This window comes from Acidobacteriota bacterium (assembly GCA_018001935.1).
GTDB lineage: Bacteria > Acidobacteriota > JAAYUB01 > JAAYUB01 > JAAYUB01 > JAGNHB01.
This window is the reverse complement of the sequence record JAGNHB010000002.1, coordinates 101975-122437: the sequence shown is the minus strand read 5'-3', so window position 1 is coordinate 122437 and position 20463 is coordinate 101975. Positions and strand designations below refer to the sequence as shown.

The following is a 20463-nucleotide window of genomic DNA, read 5'->3' as shown; positions in this document are numbered from 1 at the left end:
ATTTATGCCACCTCTGTCGTCGTTTATCATGACAAATGACGACAGAGTGGTCAATTCAGTTCTTGCACGCCGCGTTCCCGGAGCTACTTCAGCGGGGAGATGAGCAGCCGGTAGGAGCGGCCCTCCTTGCCGGCCAGCCGGATCTTCAGCGCGTGCTCCGGGTCCTCGAAGGTGTCCCGCTTTCCGAGGTCGAACGCGGCGCCCTTGAGTTGCGGGGTCTTGGGGTCGGCGTCCACGAGGCGGACCGGGGCCTTGCCGTGGCGGCACTCGGCGACGGTGTCGTCGGCGTAGAGGACCAGGACCCCGCTGCCCGGCAGGTGGCGGTCGAAGCCGATGGGCTGGCGGTTTTCCACGAGGTAGGACGTGGTCGCCGACAGGGGGATGCGGACAGCCAGGGTCTCCGAGCTTCCGTCCTCCAGGGGGCCCAGCAGGACCTCGGCGGTCTCCCCGGGCCGGACCTGCCGGACTTTCGCCGGGTCGAGCCACCCCAGTCGCAGTCGGGTCCAGGAACAGATCCCGGGCGGCGGGGTCTGCCGCTCGATGTAATGGCAGGACAGGGGGTCCCAGAAACCCAGGTTGACGAGGGCCGCCTCGAAGACTTCGCGCTGGGGCCCGGGCTTGGCCTGGAGGTCGTGGTCGTACAGGCAGGGGACACCCCGCTTCCCGTTCTTCACGCCCCCCAGGATGTGGGCGACGTCGTGGAAGAAGGTCCCCAGGTGGGCCTGGAAGCAGAAGATGGCCACCCCGCCCCGGACTTCCTGCCCCCCGGGGGTCTTCAGGGACGCGTCCGCCGTCCAGCCCAGCATCCCCGGCCAGCCGCAGAGCCCGATCATGCCGTAGTCGGCCAGGGTGGCCCCCAGGAGGACCACCGTGAAATCGTAGGGTTTGAAGTCCGTCCGTTTCTCCACGGCGGCGAGGGCGTCGTCGATGAGCTTGCGGACCCGCGACCTATCCACCTCGAGGTTCCGGGAGGAGATCCGGTACGACGCCACCGGTTCGGGCAGGCGGACCCAGGTCTCGGTCACGTCCGCCTGGATCCCGGCTTTCTGGTAGGACATCTCCTGGACGTAACCGTTGAGTCCCCGGTTGAAACGCTGGACCACGACGTCACGCTCGAAGCGGTTGGGGACGTCGGGGAACTCCGCCAGGATCACGAGCCCCCGGTAGACGCGGTCCACGGAGCTGCTCAGGGGGGGCGGCACCCGGTTCGCCCGCCGCGGCCGGTCGTCCTGCGCCACCGGGGCCGCGGCGGCCGCGAGCACCGCCAGCAGGAAACCGAGGACCCGAAACACGCTGCGCCGTCTCTCTCCATTCTTCATCGCTTTCCTCCTCTGCTCTCCGCGCAATCAGAGCCGCGCAATCAGAGCCGCGCGCGTAAGCAAGCGGCCAAACTCTTCCCTTTTCCGCGCGCGTAAGCAAGCGGCCAAATTCTTCCCTTTTCCGCGCGCGTAAGCAAGCGGCCAAATCTTCCCTATCTCCGCGCGCGTAAGCAAGCGGCCAAATTCTCCCTATTTCCGCGCGCCCAAGCAAGCGGCCAATTCTCCCCCCCCTCCGCCCGCCATCAAGCGGCCAGCTCCCCGCGGCCCTCCCCGCGGCCCTCCCCGCGGCCCCGGCAGCGCCAGCCCCGTCTCAGGGCGACGGCTCCTCCTCCGGGATTCCGAGTTGCTCCGCAATCGCGGCCAGGGTCTTTTTCGCCTCGGCGAAGGCGAAGGCCCGGATCTGGTCCCCGAGGCGCCGCCCTTCCGCGGACAGCCCGGCGGCGTCCAGGTCCGGGAACACCGCTTCCAGGCACGCTTCGGCCCGGGGGTTTCGCCGCCGGACCCGCCGGGCCAGCTCCGCCAGGTTCGCGCGGAGCCGGGCTGTGGGGGACGGGGAGGTCGCGCGGGGCGGCGGGGCGGGGGTGGCGGCCGCTTCCAGGCACGACAGCGCCGCCTCGGCTTCCCGCAGGGTCCGGAGCAGGTGCTCGACGGACTCGGCCGGCGTTCCCTCCCCCTCGCCGCGGAGCGCCTTCTCCACGTCCCGGCAGGCGCCGAGGATGTCGACGGCGGAGAGGTTGCCCGCCGCGCCCTTGAGGCCGTGCACCGCTTCCGCGAGCTTTTCCCGGTCCCCGGTTTCGCGGTGCGTGCGGATCTCCTCGCACCGGGCGGTGCACACGCCCCGGAAATCCGCCAGGAAACGGGCGTACCGGGCTCGGTTGCCGCCGATCCGGCGGGTCCCCTCCGCGAGGTCGAACCCGGGCAGGCGGTCGGGCAGGGAAGGCCCGCCGGGCGCGGGCTCCGGGGGACGGACGGGCTCCCCCGTGGCGGCCCGGGAATGGGCGGGGGCCGGCGATCCCCCCGGGCCGTCGCTGGCCCGGTATTCCCGACCCCAGCGCCCCAGGGTTGCGAACAGGGTTTCCGGGATGATGGGCTTGGTCACGTAATCCGACATGCCCCGCGCCAGGCACTCCTCCCGGTACCCCTGGACGGCGTGGGCGGTCATGGCGATGATGGGCAGGCGGCGGTACCGGGGGTTCTCCCGGATCAGCCGGGTTGCCTCGTAACCGTCCATCTCCGGCATCTGGATGTCCATCAGGACCAGGTCGTAGTCCTGCTTCTCGAGCGCCTGCAGGGCCTCCCGCCCGTTCGACGCCAGGTCGGAGACGATCCCGCCCCCGGCGAGGGTCTCCCACAGCACCTGCTGGTTGACGGGGTTGTCCTCCACGATCAGGGCGCGGAGCCCGGAGAGGTCCGGGGCGGGTGCGGCCCGCTCCTCGACGTCCGGGTCGCAGACCGCGAAGCCGACGGTGAAGCTGAACACACTCCCCCGGCCCGGCTCGCTCGCGACCTCGATCCGCCCGCCCATCAACTCCACCAGGCGCTGGCTGATCATCAACCCCAGGCCCGTGCCCCCGTAGACCCGGGAAATGTAGGACCCCCCCTGAGAGAAGGGCTGGAACAGCCGCCCGACTTCCTCCGCGGACATCCCGACCCCCGAATCCTTGACCGTGAACCGCACCGCGACCCGCTCCCCCTCCCGGGAGGCCGGTTCGGTGGCGACCTCGACCTCCCCGGCCCGGGTGAATTTCACGGCGTTGCCGATCAGGTTGATGAGCACCTGCCGGAGGCGGAGCGGGTCTCCGCGCAGGCACGCCGGGATCTCCGGCGCGTGGGAGACCCGGAGGGTGAGGCCCTTCTCGTCCGCTTTCTGGGAGAACATCCCCTCCAGGTTGTCCAGGATCCGGGAGAGGCGGAAGGGGACCGCCTCCAGTTCCAGCTTCCCGGCCTCGATCTTGGAAAAGTCCAGGACCTCGTTGATGACCCCCAGGAGGGCCTCCGAGGACACGGCGATCTTGTCGGCGTAGTCCTGCTGCCGCCCGGTGAGGTCCGTCTGCTGCATCAGCCACGTGAAGCCGATGATGGCGTTGAGGGGGGTCCGGATCTCGTGGCTCATGTTGGCCAGGAAATCGCTCTTGGCGCGCGTGGCCTTCTCCGCGGCTTCCTTGGCGACTCGCATCGCTTCGGCCCGCTTCTTCCCGGTGACGTCCTCCAGCATCCCCTCCACGTAGAGGGCCCGCTGTTCGGCGTCGCGAATGACGTGGGCATTCACGGACAATTCGGCCGGGGAGCCGTCCCGCAGGCTGGCGGCGAACTCGAACCCCCGGACCGACCCCTCCTCCAGGACCTGCCGGAAGAGCGCCTCGGACTGTCCCGGGTCCTTGAAGTGGCCGGGGAAGGAGACCCCCCCGCCCTCGAGCACCTCCCGGAGGCCCGCGTAGCCGAGGATGGACGCGAAGGCCCGGTTCGCGGTGACGATGCGGCCGGAGGGCGTGGCCCGGAAGATCCCCTCCGCGGCGTTTTCCACGATGCCCCGGTACTGCGCCTCGGCCTTCCGGAGTTCCGCTTCGGCCTGCCGGCGCTCGGCGGTTTCGAGGACGAGGGAAACGTAGTCCGCCAGGGAGGCCGCGAAGGACTGCTCGTCGTGGGTCCACGCCCGGGGTGAACCGGCGTGCTCGCAGCAGAGGATCCCCTTCATCCGGCCGCCGGACTGGATGGGGACGGCCAGGAGCGCCCGGGTCCGGTCGGACCACGGCGGCCCGCCGTTCGCGGGCCCTGGCGGCGGGGTCTTCCGGCAGTCCTCCACCGCGAAGGAGCGCCTGCCTTCCAGCAGGGAGAGGAGGTCCCGAAGCGCGTCCGGCGCGAGCACGGCCTCCCGGCGATCGGTCCCCTCCTCGCGGTCGTGGAGGATCAGCCGGCGAAAACGGGTCGCCCCGGCGTCGCAGACCCAGACCCCGGTCCGCTGGAGCCGCAGGGCCCGGCACGACCCCCCGGCCAGCTCCTCGAGGAGCCCCTCCACGTTGCCCCGCCGCAGGGCTTCGGACCGGGCCAGGTCGAGGAGGGTCTGGTTGAGCCGCTGGCGCTTTTCCCTCCGCAGGTTCACCGCCCGGCTTCGGACCCAGAAGAGGCCGTACCCGGCGAGGACGAGGGAGAGGGCGAGCAGGGCGTAGAACCAGACCGTCTGGTAGAAGTGGGGCTTGAGCCGGAAGGAGAAGGACTTGCCGCCGGTGTTCCAGACCCCGTCGTTGTTGCAGGCCCTCACGTGAAACGTGTACTCCCCCGGCGGGATGTTGGTGTAGCGGGCCGACCGCTCGGCGCCTCCCTCCACCCAGGTGCGGTCGAAGGGCTCCAGCCAGTACTGGAAGCGGACCTGGCGCGGTTGCATGGGGCTGATCGCCGTGAAGGCGACGTCCACCCTGCCGGCCCCCGCTTCCGCCGTGGCGGGGCGGTCCACGGCGAAGGGCCGGTTGTCGATGAGGGCGCTCTCGATGATGACCGGCGGGGGTACCGGGTTCCGGGGGATGTGGTAGGGGTCGAAGACCACCACGCCGTTGCGGGAGGCGAGCCAGACTTTGCCGTTGTCCATCAGCCACCCGGCAGGCTGCGCCGGGCCGGTGGTCTCCAGTTCGTACCCCTGTTCGCGGCCGAAGAGGACGCACTCCACCCGGGACTTCCGCCGGTCGGCGAAATCGTCGAGTTCCGCCTTCCGGACGCGGAAAATGCCCTTGTTGGAGTTCATCCAGAAGAAGCCGCGCTGGTCCTCCACGATCTGGAAGGCCTTGTCGCTGGCCAGCCCGTCGCCGCTGGTGATGGAAACGAAACGCCCCGCCCGGAACCGGATGACGCCGCCGTTGGTGCCGAGCCACAGGGTGCCGTCGCGTTCCGGACGCAGGGTGAAGATCGGCGTCGGGGTCAGGCCCTGCCGCTCCCCCCACACCGTGACGCGGCCGTCCCGGATCTGGTTCAGCCTGCCGCCGTAGGTCCCCGCCCAGACGGAGCCGTCGGCGGATTGGGCCAGGCAGTAGACCGCGTTGTCGGAGAGCCCGTTCCGCGTGTCGTACACCGCGGCCACCCGGTCCTCCTTCACCATCAGGACCCCCCCGCCGTCGATGCCGACCCACAGATGCCCGGCCGCGTCCGCCAGGACCGCCCGGACCAGCTTCCGGGGAAGGGCCAGCCGGTCCGTGTAACAGGTCACGGTGTCGCCCCTCAGGGCGTACAGGCCGGTGGTGTACGTTCCCAGCCACAGGGTCCCGTCCGGGCTTTCGGCCATGGAGAGGACCGAATCGGAGACGTCCTTTTCCGACAGGCGGACCGTCCGGATGCGACCGTCCTTCCACTCCAGCAGGCCCCCGCCCACCGTGCCCACCCAGATCCGGCCGGAGCGGTCCTGGAAGAGGGACCGCACGGCGTCCACCGGCAACCCGTTCCGGCGGTTGTAGAGTGCGAACTTGTCGTCCTTGAACTGGTAGAGCCCGCCCCAGGTCCCTACCCACAGGGACCCTTCCAGGTCCTCGTTGATGGAGTAGACGGCGCACTCGCTGGGCCGGTTGAGGAGGTACCGGGAGGTGAAGGCCCCGTTCCGGAAACGGGACAGGCCGCCGTTCTCCGTGCCGACCCACAGGGAGCCCCGCTGGTCCTCGAAGAGGCAGTTGATGGAGTTGTCGGGTAACCCGTCGGCCGTGGTGAAGACGCGGAGGGCCCCCTGGTGGAGACGGGCCAGGCCTTTGGGCGTGCCGATCCACACGCCGGTCCGACGGCTCTCGCAGACCGCCTGCACCTGGTTGGACGGGAGCCCGCTCTCCACCGTGTAGCGGGCGCACGTCCCGTCCCGGAGCCGGAAGAGGCCGTCCCGCGCGGTCCCGACCCAGGTGCCGCCCGCGGCCCCGGCCGCCAGACAGGTGATCACCCGCCGGTCCAGGCCGCCCTCCCGGACGGGGTGAAAGCGGTCCCCCGAGAGGGCGCTCAACCCGTGGTCGGTTCCGGCCAGGATGAAGCCGTCGGCGTCCTGGGCCAGGGTGCTGATGAAGTCGGACGGGAGCCCGTCCCGGCGGGTGTAGCACCGGAAGGCGCCGCCCCGGGCGTAGGCCAACCCGTCCGTCGAACAGATCCACATCCGGCCCTGCGAGTCCAGGAAGAGGTTGCGGATGCTGTTGTTGCGGATCTCGGGCGTGTTGGACTTCTCGAAGACGGTGAACCGGAACCCGTCGAAGCGGACCAGCCCCTCGTAGGTGGCCAGCCACAGGTAACCGTCGTCGGTCTGAACGACCGCCCGGACGGTCTGCTGGGGGAGGCCGCTCTCCGTGGTCCAGATGCTGACCCCGTACTCGTGGATCCGCCGGTCGGGGTTGAGGGCCGGCGCGCTCGCCACGAGGGCGGCCAGGGCGAGGGCGAGGGCGATCCCGCGCCGGGCGGCGCCCCGCGCGCGTTGTTCACCGGAAACCTGGCGTTTCGGGCCCATGCTCCCTCCCCGGGGCGGTCGGACGTCTCGGACCGGCGGTTCCCCGCGGCGGGGGTCAGCCGGGGGAGGCGGGCTGGATCCCGTGCCGGGCGGCGAACGCCGGGTAGAGCGCCGCCACGCAGTCGGGGCAGATCCCGTGGGTGAACCGGGCGTCGGAGTGGTTCTCGATGTAGGTTTCCACGGCGTCCCAAAACCCCTTGTCGTCCCGGATCTTCTTGCAGTGGGCGCAGATGGGGACCAGCCCCGAGAGCTGCTTGACCTGGGCGAGGGCCTCCTGGAGTCCCGCGATCAGCCGGCGGACCTGGAGATGGGTGCGGACCCTGGCCAGGAGTTCCGTGGCGTTGAACGGCTTCGTCACGTAATCCACCGCGCCCTCCTCGAAGCCGCGGACGATGTCCGCGGTCTGGGTCATCGCCGTGAGGAAGATGATGGGGATGTCCCGGGCCCGGGGGGAAGCCTTCAGCCGCCGGCAGACCTCGAAGCCGTCCATCCCGGGCATCATGATGTCCAGGAGGACGAGGTCCGGGGACAGTTCCTCGACGGCCTCGAGCGCCTCCGCCCCGCCGGCGGCCGCGGCGATCTCGTAGGCGTCGCCCTTCATCAGGATCTCGGTGAGGACCTGGAGGTTCTGGGGGATGTCGTCCACCATGAGAATGAGGGGTTTTTCCCTCCGGGGGGTCTCCGGGGCTTCCGTCATGACGCCCTCCTGGAATGAGGCCGGCGCGGGACCGGCCACGTGGAAGTCTGATGTGGTCGCTATAAGTACCTTCGCCCTCCGGGCGATGGCTCAAACAAAGGTCCTACAACCACTTCTCCGTTCGATATCCGGCTTTTTGCGAGGCCGCCTAATCGCTCCGGCGCAGGACCCAAAGGGCCCGCAAACCCGTTCCGGGCGGTATCCCGAACCTTCCCGGGGCCACCGGGTTTTGCGACCCAACCTCCGACCCCTCCCCGGGCTTTCCCGGGGCCACGGGGCTTCACATCCCCATCTCCGACCGATCCCCCAGCCTTAAGAAACCACCCTGCCTGGCACAACCGGAAAGTTCAGCGCTATTCTCCCCCATCGTGAATAAAATTGCAACGGAAATTGACCTCCGGACGAATTCCCGCCCCGGTGAAAGCGTCGCCCCGTTGGCGTAGACGACGGCGATGCTCGGGCAGAGCCGGGCGTACGGTTCCGAAGCCATCCGTACAAACTCGTGGTTATCCGTATCCGGGCCGGGTCCTGGTCGGCGGCAAACCTCGGAATTCCCGGGGGTGCGGAAGGTGTGGGAGGCGCTGAGGGGGCTGACGGCGGTCGGACTTGTCCCGCCGCGACTTCGGCGAACGGGCGGGGGGCGGGTGGGGCGCATCATGCCATCGTCGCGCCTAGATCGCGGCCTCTGTCTCTTCACCCCGTCGTGAAATATTTGTAGAAATTGTGGTTTTATAGGTATCTCCCCCCGCGCGCCGCCGGCCGGTGAACGGGCCCCGAAGCACGATTTCCCCCCGGCGGCGCGCGGGGGAGGGAATTGAATAACCCGATTTACTACAAATGTTTCACCCCTGACGGGGTGAGGGCGCACAGGGGCGACGGCGTCGCGAAGGGGCGGCGGCATCGCAAGTGGGGCGACGGTGTCGCGCAGGGGCGATGGCATCGCGAGTGGGCGCGGGCATCGCGAGGGGGTGACGGGTTTGACCGGTGTCAAAAACCTGGGGTGCGGGTCGTTCGCGTTATGGCTCTCCAGAAACAAATTCACAACATGCTCAGAAAGAATCGGTTGCGAAATGCCGTTTCTGGTCGGTTGGACGGCGACCCCGCCGCCCTCGCTACACAGATTGAACCGCTGACGGGGTTCCCCGGTGCGGTTTGTTCGTGATCGGCCCAGGTTACCAGGGGCGTTCGAAGCGAAGGACGAGCCCCTTGCCCGCACCGGCCTTGCCCCGGGTCCCGGGAGAAGCGCCCCTTTTCCCGCCATCGTCCCGCCCGGATCCCGACGTCTTCCCGCCCGCGCCCCGCCCGGATCGCCGACCTGGCCGGTCCCGGGGACATCGCCGCCGGAACGCGCCCCGCCCGGCCACCAACGTCGCGACACCGCGCTCCGAGAGGATCAGACCGTCCAGGGCCCTGCCTGACCCGCCGGGCCCGGCTTGACGTACCAGTCGTCCCAGCGGGAGAACTTCTCGAAGACCCGGCGGTAGCCTTTTGCCTGCAGCAGGGCGCGGAGGCGCTCGCGCTCCGGCGTGAAGTTATGTTCCACCGTGAGGATGCGGACATCGAAGCGGGAAAAGTCGAAGGCCTCCAGGATGGTGAGTTCGGAGCCCTCGGTGTCCACGGAGAGGTAATCGAGGGTTTCCGGCGCCCCGTGGGTTTCGAGCAGCTCGTTGAGGGAGACGGTGTCCACCGGGTAGATCGCTCCCCCCTCCCGTGAGCGCGCGAAGCCGTCCGCCCCGGCGAGGGCGTCGAGGGTGGAGAGCCCGCCGTCCGGTGTTTCCCTGAAGGCGAGGCGTTCCCCGCTCCGGCTCCAGACGCAGCGCGTGTCGACGGCGCACCGGCGGTTGGCCCGGAGCGCGTCGTGCCAGCCGCGGGCCGGCTCGGCCAGGATGCCGGACCAGCCGAACCCCCGCTCCAGCAGGCAGGAGTTGCTGTGGGTGACGCCGTTGGCCGCGCCGAACTCGACGAAGTACCCGTCCCGTTTCCCGCCGGTCTGGAACAGCACGAAAAGGTCCTGGAAAAGCTGCGCCCGCGACTCCCCGAAGTGATTCAGGACGCAGGCGACGAAGTCGTGCCCGGGGCTCTGGCCGAGGGCTTCGCCCCCTTCGCGGTACCCCGCCAGCCCCCCCGCCCATTCCGAAGGTTCCGCGGCATTCACCAGCTCGGCGCCGAGCCGCCGCCCGATTGTCTTGATTTTCTTCAGGACATAATCACGAAATTTCATCGACGAACTCGCAAGGAAGCGGATATGGAACGGGAAAGGGTGTGCAAGACCTTTGGTACAGCCATCGCCCGGAGGGTGACGGTACGCTTTGGGGGAAGGTCGTCATGGATGAAGCCGCAAGGAAGCGGAAATGGAACGGGAAAGGATGTGCAAGACCTTTGATTGAGCCATCGCCCGGAGGGTGATGGTACATTTTGTAACAGCTCGTCCTTGATGACCTCGTAAAAAGTCCTGGTTGTGATCTCACAGAGGCACAGAGGCACGGAGAAGAATCGCAAGGATTTTTGATTCTATTAAATACGATATGCATTTCTCTGTGCCTCCGTGCCTCTGTGAGAGAAAAGGACTTTTTGCGACCGCATCATCCTTCGACATCCTTTGGGCGCCTCCCGGGACCCCTGTCGCCCTTGCACTCGCCCTCACCCGGTCCGCCGGCACCCGGGGTGCCGGGGAACAGGCAATCCCGCAACGCTTGCGGTGAAAAGTCCTGGTAGACCCGCGCGGCGCCCAGCCGCCCCAGGTCCTCCGCCAGCTCCGGCCGGGCCAGCAGGTCGGCGCAGTGCCGGGCAAAGTGATCCGGCCGGTCCGCCAGCAGCACCCCCTGGCCGGGCTCCGCCGCGATCCCCTCCGCACCGGTCGGGGTGCTCACTACCGGGCGACAGTGGGCCAGCGCTTCCAGCACTTTGATCCGGGTGCCGCCGCCGGCCCGGACGGGGACGACCACCAGCCGGGCCCGCCGATAGAGCGGGGTCACCGCCTCCACCCGGCCGACCGGCTCCACCTCGGGGATCCTCGCCAGCCGGCGCGCCAGCCCGGACGGCAGTCCGCCGCCCGCCACCCGCACCGTGAACGGCCGGTCCGCCATCCGGCGCAGCGGGGGGAGCACCCGGCGGCAGAACCAGGCGATCCCCTCCTGGTTGGGGTAATAGCCCAGGTTGCCCACGAACAGGATCTCGTCTTCCGTCGGGGGCCCCACGGCCGCGGCGGGGGGCGACGCCACGTTGGGCGCGACCGACACCGCCAGCCCGGGCAGCGCCCCCGCGAGCACCGCCCGGTCGTCGGCCGAGCAGACGTAGACCCGTTGGAAGCGCGGCAGCCACAAGCGCTCCCGCCGCTCGTAAAATGCCGCTTCCCGCAGCGCGCCCAGGGCGCGTGGGAGGCGTCCCCGCCGCAGCAGCAGCCGGGCCAGGCGGCGCCGCGTCCGGGACTCGATGTCGTCCAGGTCCAGGTGTCGCGGAACGTCGCCGGCCGGGCCGCCCGGGGCATAGGGGGCCATGTACAGGCGGAACACGTGGCAGGCGTCGAACCGGACGGGGGCAAACGCGGCGGCCGCCAGGGCCTGCCGGCCGGGCGGGGGCGGCGGCCACTCGGGCGGGTGGCCCGTCAGCAGGCTGTACAGCCCCGGGAGGCGCCAGGACCACTGTCGCCGGCGGCGGGCGGCGGCATCCAGCCCCGCATCCCGGGGAAGATGACGGATGGCCCGGCACCACCCCTGCAATTCCGGGAAAGCCGGCGTGTGGGAGAGCATGGCATCGACCACCAGGAGGCAGACCTCGTATTGTTCGGCCAGCGCCCGGAGCATGGCGAAGGCCCGCATGGCCCGGCCGTTCCCGCCCGGGGCCGGCACCACCGGCGACACGAAGAGAAGGCGGGGCTTCACGGGGTCGACCCCGGCCCCGGGTCGCGGCGGCGAAGACGAATCTCCCGCAGCCGCCTGGCCCGGCGTTTCACGCGCGCGACGAGGTCCAGCAGGGTGTAGCGCAGGGCGCGGGCGCGCGAGGGCGGCGGCAGGAAACGGCGGGCGATCCGGTTGTACGTGGAATCGAGGCGCCGGATGCGGCTTTCGGAGATCAGCCCGGCGTGGAAGTCGGAAAAATCCCGCCGGCCGCGGGATTCCCACAGGTGCGCCCAGAGGTGGATGCTGCAGGCCCCGTCGGGCGCCTCTTCCGCGGCCTCCAGCAGCCGGTGCAGGTCTTCGCGGGTCCACATGTAGGGGAAGAAGGTCTGCTCCGGCTCCAGGTGCACCATTGACGGGTGGATCTGGCTGAGCTGCCAGGGAAGGCCGGTGGAGTGACGGCTCCAGGTCCCGTCGAAGACCGTCTCCATGGCTTCCCGCCAGTGCCGGGCGAAGGCGGCGCCCGGTTCGGCCATGAGCAGGGCGTTGCACAGCGAGGGCCGGGGCGCCTGCCCGGGCCCGTCCGCCACGTCCTGCTCCCGCCCGATGACGAAGGGTTTTTGGTAGAGCGCCTCGGGCAGCGGGCGCACGAACAGGGTGTCCATGTCGGCATAGACGCCGCCGTGGGCGACGAGCGCGTCGAGACGGACGAAGTCGGCGCTGTGGGCGTAGCGGTAACGGGCGACGTGGGGATCCGAGTAGACGAAATCGGTTACCAGCCGGACCGGTTCGACCGGGTGCAGTTCCAGGTGGGGGCGGATCAGGTCCCAGTACGGGCCGTACGGTTCATGCTGGTAATGCAGCAGGATGCGCTGCGGCCGGTTCACATGGCGGCAGGACTCCAGGCCGAGCCAGTACATCGGCGGGAACGGGCGGTCCTGGGGGCGCAACCCGAACACGAAATGGAAGATCCGGGGAATTCTCTCGCTCATGTCACCACTCCAGCGCTGTCAGCATGGCTTCCCGCACGGCGGCCTCGCTGAACCGCCGGGTCACGTACTCTTGTCCCGCCTCTCCCCGCTCGCGCGCCCGGGCGGGGTCGCCCGCCGCCTCGCGCATCAGCCGGGAGGCCTCGCCCCGGTCCGGCTGGGCCCACCACTGTTCCGGGGCGAAGGACGGGAAGCCGGACGGGTCGTCCACCGGGACCCGTATCGACTTGACCAGCCAGGCCGTCTCCGGCGCCAGGTAATCCAGCGGGCCGCCGAAATCCGTGGCGATGACCGGCCGGCCGTAGGCCGCGGCATCGTAGGCCCCCAGCCCCCACCCCTCGCCGTGGGCCAGTTGAAGGTAACAGTCGCCCCGCCCGTGCAGCCGCAGGAGGGTCCGCGGGTCCAGGTAGCCGGTCAGCAGGCAGACCCGGGCGGGTTGGGCATAGTCCCGCAGGACCTTCCGCACCCGGGCCCGGACACCGGGGTGGAAAAATCCGTTCCCGCCCGTGTGGGACAGGTCCCGACGGTCCGTCTTGATGATCAGCGTGACCGGGTCCCGCCGGGTGAAAGCGTCCAGGTACGCCCGCAGGGTGAAGGCCAGGTCCTTGCGGGCCGTCCAGGACTGGATGGTGTAGAAGACGAAATGGCCGTCCGGGACCCGGCAGGGGAGCGGCCCCGCCTGCGGGCGGTCCTCCGGCAGCGGGTGGGGCACCACGTGCACCGGCCTCCGGACGTCGTCGCGCTCGAAGCTGTCCCGGTTGAACCGGCTCGGCACCATCAAGCGGTGCATCCGGCGCAGGTGGGGCGGCCAGTGGTGGGGCAGCCGGTCGGTTTCCCAGGCCGTGTAGCCGAACCGCCGCCGGTCGGGCTCCCGGATCGACCAGTAGGCGAAATTCTCCGGCACGGTGTGGACCACGACCCGGTCGTAGGGCAGCGGGGCGCGGTAGCGGCCGTCCAGGATGTCGTCGCCGGTTTTCAGGGACCGGATCTCCCCCTCTTCCGACCGGCCCGGCCTCGGCCCCCGCCCCATGGCCGTCCACGTGACGGGGACGTTCGACCGGACCAGCAGGCGGATGTAACGGAACGACGCTTCCGTGTAGCCGCTGGGCGGTTTCATGGTGACGAACAGGACCCCCCTGGAGTTTGCGCCGCTCATGCGCGCACCTCGCCGTTTTCTTCCCGGGAAGGCGGGAAAGGGGTATCCCGCAGGAGGCCCCGGTCCATGTCCAGGGTCCGGTCCACCGCCGCCAGGATGCCTGGCCGGTGCGACACCACCACCACGGTGCACCGGCCCTTGAGGGATCGCAGGGCCTCCACCAGGGCCTTCTCGCTCCACTCGTCCACGTTGGCCGACGGCTCGTCCATGACGAGCAGCCGCGGGCGGCGCAGCAGGGCCCGGGCGATGGTCAAGCGCTGCCGCTCGCCCGACGAGAGGCCGTCGCCGCTTTCCCCGATCCGGGTCTCGAGGCCCTGCGGCAGCCCGCGGACAAAGCCGTCGAGCTGCACCGCGGCCAGCGCCCGCCAGAGGTCCTCCTCGGCGCCGGTCCGCGTCCGGCCGTACTCGAGATTCTCCCGCAGCGAGCCCTCGATCAGGAAGGGCTCGGGCCCCACGTAGGCCAGTGTTTGGGACCGCTCCTCCAGGAACGCCGCCGCCGGCCGGCCGTCGATGCGGCTCGACCCCGCCGAGGGGGCGTAGATGCCCAGCAGGCAGCCCAGCAGGGTGCTCTTCCCGCTGCCGTTGGAACCGACGATGCCGCAGTGGGCACCGGCCGGGATGGTGAAGGAGAGGTCGTGGAAGACCGGCTCGGCGGCATCCGGCCAGCGGAAGGCCAGGTGGTCCGCCTCGAGGGCCGGCGGGGCGGCGTCCGGCTCCGGGGCCGCCGCCGGCGGGGGCTGAAAAGGGCGCCACTGCAGGTGGGCCCGCCAGAAGTGAAAGCCGCTCTCCGGGCGGAACGCCTGCCGCAGTTCCGCCGGCGAGAGGGAGTCCACCAGGGCCAGGGCGCGCCGGAAGTACTCCCGCGACGCGAAAAGCTCGCCGACCAGGTTGGCCCCGTTGGACATCTTCTGCTGCAGCCGCATGTACATGAAGAGGAAGGCCGCGAACGAGCCCGTGGCGACATGGAAGACACACAGGTTGGACGCCACGATGGCCGCCAGCACCAGGACCCCCAGGACGGGCATCACCACCAGGCTGAGGTTGGCCATCAGGAACGCGACGGCGTTGTGCCGGTACCCGGCGAAGACCGGCTCCAGCATGAGCCGGGATTCCTGCTCCTGGATGCGCAGCACGTGGATGAGAAACCAGTTCCGCACGACCCGCGTCTTCGCCTGGTACATCCGCGCCACCGCCTCCGTCATCTTCAGGGAGGCCCGCTGGGCGGACCGGTTGAAACCCAGGACCATGAGCCCCAGGAGCCCCATGAAGACCAGCCCCACCAGGGAGGGGCCCCACGCCAGGAGGGTCATCCCGGCGGCGATCAGGACCACCTGGATCAGGAACGACAGGGTCTGGACGAAGTGGAAGGTGAACTGGCCGGCCTTGTCGAAACACTCCGCGTAGTAGAAATCGATGGTGCTGGCCGGCAGGGGGTGGTTCGCTTTCCGCCACAGGAGGAGGTGGGTCAGCGCCATCTTCAGGCGGACGTTCACCCGCCCGGTGAGCAGGATCTTGGACTGGAAGGACCCGACCCGGGCCAGCGCCTGCAAGATGGCCACCCCCAGCAGGCCCAGCCATATCCAGGGGCTGGTGATGGTCGCGTCGGAAAACGGCAGCCAGCCCGGCAGCCTGCCCGGGGCGGTGATCCCCAAGGCGCTCATGAACAGGACGAAAAACCAGGCGAGAACATATTCCAGGAGGGCCAGGAGGACCGAGGAGAGGATCTCGAGGGTCAGCAGCAGCAACCCGGGCCTTCCCAGCAGTTTCATCACGCCGCGCAGCGTCTCCCGAATCGGCGGGGGGGATTTCATGGGGACACGACCTTCCGGGAAAGCCCGGCCGCCTTCCGGCGGCGAAGGTAGGCCCGGCCGCCCCGCATCACCCCCCAGGCCCAGGCGGCGCGGAACAGGATGACAAGGGGGAGGGCCAGCAGGATCCGGCCGGGCCGGCAGGGGAACCATCGCTTGAGCGTCACCCAGGTCTCGTTCACCAGGCGCCAGGGGCCGTTGAGCATGAACAGGAGCGGGTGATCGGGGAAAAGCCAGAGCTGCTCCGTCCGCCCGGGCAGGTACACCCTCCGGACGTGCAGGCCCCAGTGATAGAACTTGACCAGCGCGGCGAACAGGGACTCGCGGCCGCGGATGTAAACGCCCGCCCGGGGGTTGAAGCGTATTTCGTAACCCGCCCGCAGCACCTGCCGGCACCAGTCGAAATCCTCGAGCCAGTGAAGCTCCTCGTTCATCGGCCCGACCCGGTCCGCGACCCGGCGGGGCAGGGCCATGTTGCCGGACGGCTGGAAGGTGGACCGCCGGGGCGGCAACCCCTCGTGCCAGTTGAAGAGGGCCGTGGCGTTCTCGGCAAACGCCGTCAGGCTTCGCTGGGCGGGGTCGGGCGAGATGGCCCCGCCGCTGATGCCGACGGCGGGGTCGGAGAGCAGCACGGCCAGGTGCTCCCGGACGAAATCCGGCCCGGCCGGCCGGGTATCGACGTCCAGGAAGATGATCACGTCCCCGCGGGAGGCGCGCAGGCCGGTGTTCCGCGCCGCCGCCGGCCCCTGCCGCGGCTCCTCCAGGCGGCGCACCGGCAGCCTGGCCGCCAGCTCCCGGGACCCGTCGGTGCTGCCGTTGTCCACCACCAGGATCTCCAGCTCCGTGCCGGGCGGCAGCCGCTGCGCCCGCAGGGCATCGACCAGGCCGGCCAGGGTCGAGGCCCCGTTCAGGCAGGGAATCACCACGCTCACCCGTTGGCGGGCCGACGTGCCCCCGCTCATGGCCGCCCCGCCGTGCCGGGGCCCTGGGGCGCAGCCGGCAGGATGAACTTGTGCGGGAAGAAATCCCCCTGTTCCTGCAAGGCCAGGAAGACCCGGCGGTAGCGGGCGGCCCGGGGGTCGTCCGCCGCCGGGGCGGGGCCGTTCGGCCGGGACCGCGTTTCCGGCGCGGACAAGCGGTCCGGCGGATCGGGCTCGCCGGCGAGCCAGGCGGTGGCCAGGGCGTCCATCTGGTCCAGCAGCACGGACAGGGGAGGTCGTTTCGACGAGCGAAACCGGCGGCGATGGAGCGTTCGGCTGACCTCCACCAGCCGGTGGCGCAGTCCCCCCGGCGGCGGCAGGGCCTTGCGGACCTGGCGGAGGACGCCCTGCGCCGGCCGGGTGTCCGCAGCGCCGAGGGGAACGGCGGGCCGGCCCGCCGCCAGGTCCGCCGCCCGGCCGATGAGGGCGAGCGCGTCCGGTCCCAGTTCCGGGGCGTAGGGCTGGATGCGGTCCCGGACCCGGTCGGTGCGGAGCAGGTCCACCCATTCGGGGCGCGGCCTGCCGCGGCAGGCGTGCAGGAGCCGGGCCTGGGCGGCCTCCAGGAGCGCCTTTCCCAGCAGGGCGGAAAAGGCCGCGGGATAGAGCAGCGCTTCCGCCAGGTGCTTGAAACTCCGCCAGAGGGCCCCGGACGCCCGCGGCGCGGTCAACGCCTCCAGGCAGACGGACGCCGCCGGGTCCCCGGCGACGATCCGCCCGCCGGTGGTCGACCAGCCCCGCCGGAAGACGGGGGCCCAGACCAGGCCGATGTCCAGCGTGGCGGCCAGGCCCAGTGCCCGCAGACGCGGCCCCAGGAGGGCCCAGAGCCTTGCGGGGCGGAGCAGGCGCCAGTCCGGCGCGATCACCACCAGGTCGTAGTCGCTCCGGCAGACGGCTTCCCCGTCCACCGTCTCCCACCGCCCCTCGTTGACCGACAGGCTGCCGGTGAGCAACACGGTCGCCCGGGGCAGCACCCGCAGCAGCGCCCGGCTGATCTCCCGCAGGTCCCCCCGGACCCGGGCGGTCAGCCCGGCCGGGCCGTCCCGCAGCAACGGCTCCTGCTCGATGTCCATCCGCAGCCCGTGCCCCGGCCCGGCGGGCTCCCCCGCCGCACCGGCCGGGACCCGGACGGGCGCCGGGCCGTTTCCGCCGGCTTCCCCGCCCGACAGGCCGCGGCTGATCCCGGCGAGCAGGCTCACCGTGCGCAGCTTGTCGAGGAAAGGGTAGGCCAGCGCTTTCGGCCAGGGCAGACCGCGGGTGCGGTGGGCCCGCACCATCCAGGGGTAGCGCAGCAACCCCGCCGCGGTGCGCCAGCAGGCCCAGCGGTATCGCGCCGCGGACAGGAAGCGCGGGTGGAAATCCCGGGCGTGTTTGCGGCGGAAGGCGGCCACCCCCAGCCCTTCGTGGAAACTGCGGGCGGCCAGTTGGCGAAGGCCGTCCGGGCCCGGGTGCACGACCACCGCCCGCGGGTTGTAGCGGAAATCCAGCCCTCCCACGGTCTGGACCCGCCAGGTCAGGTCGGCGTCCTCCCCCCAGCGGAAGGACTCGTCGAAGACCCCCACCCGCTCCAGGGCGGCCCGGCTCACGGCCAGGTTGCCGGTGGCCGCCGTCGGGATCACCTGGGAGAGCAAGTCCGCCTGGGAAATGACCCGACGGTATTCCGTGAAGCGGCTGACGAGGCGGGGTGACGGGGCGCCCTCGATCTCGCCGACGAAGAACCCGACCGCCGGGTCGTCCCACGCCTCCAGCAGTGCCGTCAGCCAGTGGGGTCCCGGGACGCAGTCGCCGTCCAGGAAGACGATGAAGTCGCCTCTCGCCTGGCGGATCCCGGTGTTGCGGGCCCGGGCCGGCCCGCGGACGAGGGCGCTCGACACCGTGACGGGGTAGCGGGCGGCACGGGCCGGGGTGTCATCCGTGGACCCGTTGTCCACCACGATGATCTCCCGGGACGCGGGAGGATAGGTCTGGGCCAGCAGGGCCTTCAGGCAGGCGTCCACGTGCTCCGCCTCGTTGAGGACCGGCACGACGACGGAGACGAAGGGCCAGGTCCTCATCACGTTCCCCGCGGCCGGGCGACCACCGGGACCCGCTTCCAGGGGTCGGGTTGATAGGCGATGACGTCGTAAGGCTCCAGCGCGAAAAGGTACCCGTAGCCGTGCAGGCGGTGCAGGCACGCCTGCATCTCCGTCCAGGACATGATCTGGTCGCCCAGGCCGTGTTCGAAACGGACGAGGGCCGGGCGGAACCGCTCGAAGTCCACCATGGCCAGGATCTCCCGGTCGTACCCCTCCGTGTCGATCTGCAGCAGGTCGAACTGACGAATCCCCTGCTGCTCGAGCAGTTCCGGGAAGGTGAGACAGGGGACGTCCTCCGTGAGGATGTGCTCCTCCGGGACCCCGAAGCGGCGCAGGTGGTCCCGGTCGAAGGACGCCATGCCCGGCGCGCCGCCGGGGAGACGGGGGGCCGAAAGGTCCGCCCGGTGGAGCACCGCCCGGCGGAGGGTCCGGTGCAGCGCCGCCTGGACGCCGCGGACCTGGGGTTGGTCCCGGTAGTTGTGCATCAGCTGCCGAAAGACGTCGGGGAGCGGTTCCACCACGACGCCCCGCAGCCGGTACTGCCGGACGAAGGGGGCCAGTTCGTCGCACATGAGGCCGTCGTTGGCGCCGATCTGCACGAAGAAAAAATCCGGGTTCCGCTTCAGCTGCTTGAGCAGCAGGACCTCCAGCAGGGAGAGGCTGCAGAGGCCCCGGACCAGGTATCCCCGCCGGGCGGCCCAGGTGCGGAAGGTCGTTTTCCAGTTCATGGTCGCTCCTGCAAAACCCGGCGTGCCAGCCGGACCAGCGGGTTTTCCCTCGCCGCCTCCGCCATTTCCAGGAAACCGGCCCGGAAGGGTCGCGTCTTCCAGGCCAGGTATTCCTGGTAGGCCTCCTCGTGGCCGTCCAGGTAGCGCAGGTACTCGGCCAGCGCCCGGGGGGGCCCCAAGGCCGGCGCGTCGATGTAACAGCGCTCGCCGGGGGCGAAATCGGCCACGTTGGGCGCGCCCAGGTACACGGGCACCGAGCCCGTGATCAACGCCGAGAAGAACTTCTCCGTCACGTAGTCCACGCCGCGCGAATTCTCGAAAGCCAGGGTGAACTTGTAGGCGGACTGCAGGTCGTGCTTGGCCCGGAGGCTGCCGTCATCGCCGGGGAAGGGGCGGTTGTTCAGGCAGCGGCCGCAGGAGTGCACGGGGAGGTGCCGCATCAGTTCCCGGACGTACAGCGTCCGCCCGCTGGTTTCCCGGTAACTGGAGGCCAGGAACAGGCACAGCGGCGAATCCGGGCCGCGACCGCCCGGCTTCGGGCGCGGGGGAAGGCGCAGGTGCTCCACCGCGTCCGGGCCGTAGTAACACAGGTAGGGCATGAAGATCTCCGCTTCCCGGCGGTAGGTCATGCGCAGGTCGAAGCGGCGCATGAAGCGCGGGTCGTCCAGGCAGGGGTAGGCCTGGGCGCTCTCGAACGACCAGGCCACCCACACCTGGCCGGGCGGCTTGGACAGCCTGCGCAATGCACCGGGCGGCAGCCCGGGGACGTGGAACACGACGGCGGCGGCCTCGGCGAAGCGGGCCCGGTCGGTCGTGAAGGTCACCCCCGGGGGGGCCGCGTCCGAGGGGAACTCCAGCGGTTGCTCCCACATGCGGTTGTAGACCAGGATCACCGTTTCGCCGGCCGCGTTGCTCCGGGTCGGACGGCTCGCGAGCGGGGCCCCGCGGACGGCACCGGCGCCGGCCGGCCCCGCCGACGAACCCGTCGGCCAGGGGAGTTCACGGAGCCGGCGCCGTAACCGGGCGGGGGCGCTGCGGCGCAACGCCTGGCGCAGGCGGTTCCGGAGCAGGATCCAGCGGAGTGCGGCACGACTGGGCCAGGGGGGCGGCGCGGCATTCATGAGGGCCATTGTAGCAACGAAACGGGTTGCGGGCAAGCGTCGCGGCGTCCGTTCAAATTCGGCGCCCACCCCCCAAACCTGACGCCCTTGTAAAAAGTCCTTTTCTCTCACAGAGGCACGGAGGCACGGGGAAATGCAAATCGGATTTGGTTGAAAAAAACAATTCTTATGATTCTTCCCCGTGCCTTCGTGCCTCTGTGAGATCAAAATCCGGACTTTTGTAAATCATCAAGCCCGTCTCGACTTGGGGTGGACGGAGGAGTATAACGGTGCGTGGCGAGGGCGCCGGCGTGGCCTTC

12 protein-coding genes are annotated in these 20463 nt (G+C 70.2%); all 12 read right to left on the bottom strand.

From position 1 onward, the window contains the following. Window positions 1-83: 83 nt before the first annotated feature. The 12 genes from KA419_01455 to KA419_01400 all read right to left on the bottom strand — a co-directional run bounded on the left by KA419_01455 (window position 84) and on the right by KA419_01400 (window position 20173). Window positions 84-1319 (bottom strand): hypothetical protein, encoded by a 1236-nt coding sequence (locus KA419_01455; protein ID MBP7864588.1) that lies wholly within the window; start codon window positions 1317-1319, stop codon window positions 84-86. A gap of 310 nt (window positions 1320-1629) precedes the next feature. Continuing rightward, on the bottom strand, window positions 1630-6777 hold the full coding sequence (locus tag KA419_01450) for a response regulator (GenBank protein MBP7864587.1): 5148 nt from the start codon (window positions 6775-6777) through the stop codon (window positions 1630-1632). Window positions 6778-6832: 55 nt separating this feature from the next. Further along, on the bottom strand, window positions 6833-7474 hold the full coding sequence (locus KA419_01445; GenBank protein MBP7864586.1) for a response regulator: 642 nt from the start codon (window positions 7472-7474) through the stop codon (window positions 6833-6835). A gap of 1393 nt (window positions 7475-8867) precedes the next feature. Beyond that, window positions 8868-9695 (bottom strand): FkbM family methyltransferase, encoded by an 828-nt coding sequence (locus tag KA419_01440; protein MBP7864585.1) that lies wholly within the window; start codon window positions 9693-9695, stop codon window positions 8868-8870. A 361-nt stretch (window positions 9696-10056) separates the two neighbouring features. Continuing rightward, window positions 10057-11355: a glycosyltransferase gene (locus KA419_01435; protein ID MBP7864584.1), complete on the bottom strand. Its 1299-nt coding sequence runs from the start codon at window positions 11353-11355 to the stop codon at window positions 10057-10059. Beyond that, a complete protein-coding gene (locus tag KA419_01430) occupies window positions 11352-12302 on the bottom strand; it encodes a glycosyl transferase (GenBank protein ID MBP7864583.1) in 951 nt (316 codons plus the stop codon). Before KA419_01430 ends, KA419_01435 begins: the two co-directional genes overlap by 4 nt. 1 nt (window position 12303) lies before the next feature. Continuing rightward, window positions 12304-13455, bottom strand: coding sequence for a glycosyltransferase family 4 protein (locus tag KA419_01425; protein MBP7864582.1), 1152 nt, complete (start codon window positions 13453-13455; stop codon window positions 12304-12306). Further along, entirely contained in the window at window positions 13452-15266 is a 1815-nt protein-coding gene (locus KA419_01420) for an ABC transporter ATP-binding protein (protein ID MBP7864581.1), read from the bottom strand. Before KA419_01420 ends, KA419_01425 begins: the two co-directional genes overlap by 4 nt. Beyond that, window positions 15263-16225: a glycosyltransferase gene (locus KA419_01415; GenBank protein ID MBP7864580.1), complete on the bottom strand. Its 963-nt coding sequence runs from the start codon at window positions 16223-16225 to the stop codon at window positions 15263-15265. Before KA419_01415 ends, KA419_01420 begins: the two co-directional genes overlap by 4 nt. Then, window positions 16222-18294 carry a glycosyltransferase gene (locus KA419_01410; protein MBP7864579.1) on the bottom strand — a complete coding sequence of 691 codons (2073 nt, stop codon included), beginning with the start codon at window positions 18292-18294 and terminating at the stop codon, window positions 16222-16224. Before KA419_01410 ends, KA419_01415 begins: the two co-directional genes overlap by 4 nt. Beyond that, window positions 18294-19043 (bottom strand): FkbM family methyltransferase, encoded by a 750-nt coding sequence (locus KA419_01405; GenBank protein MBP7864578.1) that lies wholly within the window; start codon window positions 19041-19043, stop codon window positions 18294-18296. The genes KA419_01410 and KA419_01405 overlap by 1 nt, the downstream gene beginning before the upstream one ends. After that, window positions 19040-20173 carry an alpha-1,3-fucosyltransferase gene (locus KA419_01400; protein ID MBP7864577.1) on the bottom strand — a complete coding sequence of 378 codons (1134 nt, stop codon included), beginning with the start codon at window positions 20171-20173 and terminating at the stop codon, window positions 19040-19042. The genes KA419_01405 and KA419_01400 overlap by 4 nt, the downstream gene beginning before the upstream one ends. Window positions 20174-20463: the final 290 nt, after the last annotated feature.

Bases quoted from the DNA above. Each gene is read 5' to 3' on its own strand.
- KA419_01455 (MBP7864588.1), bottom strand. From the start codon at position 1,319: ATGAAGAATGGAGAGAGACGGCGCAGCGTGTTTCGGGTCCTCGGTTTC.
- KA419_01450 (MBP7864587.1), bottom strand. From the start codon at position 6,777: ATGGGCCCGAAACGCCAGGTTTCCGGTGAACAACGCGCGCGGGGCGCC.
- KA419_01445 (MBP7864586.1), bottom strand. From the start codon at position 7,474: ATGACGGAAGCCCCGGAGACCCCCCGGAGGGAAAAACCCCTCATTCTC.
- KA419_01440 (MBP7864585.1), bottom strand. From the start codon at position 9,695: ATGAAATTTCGTGATTATGTCCTGAAGAAAATCAAGACAATCGGGCGG.
- KA419_01430 (MBP7864583.1), bottom strand. From the start codon at position 12,302: ATGAGCGAGAGAATTCCCCGGATCTTCCATTTCGTGTTCGGGTTGCGC.
- KA419_01425 (MBP7864582.1), bottom strand. From the start codon at position 13,455: ATGAGCGGCGCAAACTCCAGGGGGGTCCTGTTCGTCACCATGAAACCG.
- KA419_01420 (MBP7864581.1), bottom strand. From the start codon at position 15,266: ATGAAATCCCCCCCGCCGATTCGGGAGACGCTGCGCGGCGTGATGAAA.
- KA419_01415 (MBP7864580.1), bottom strand. From the start codon at position 16,225: ATGAGCGGGGGCACGTCGGCCCGCCAACGGGTGAGCGTGGTGATTCCC.
- KA419_01410 (MBP7864579.1), bottom strand. From the start codon at position 18,294: ATGAGGACCTGGCCCTTCGTCTCCGTCGTCGTGCCGGTCCTCAACGAG.
- KA419_01405 (MBP7864578.1), bottom strand. From the start codon at position 19,043: ATGAACTGGAAAACGACCTTCCGCACCTGGGCCGCCCGGCGGGGATAC.
- KA419_01400 (MBP7864577.1), bottom strand. From the start codon at position 20,173: ATGGCCCTCATGAATGCCGCGCCGCCCCCCTGGCCCAGTCGTGCCGCA.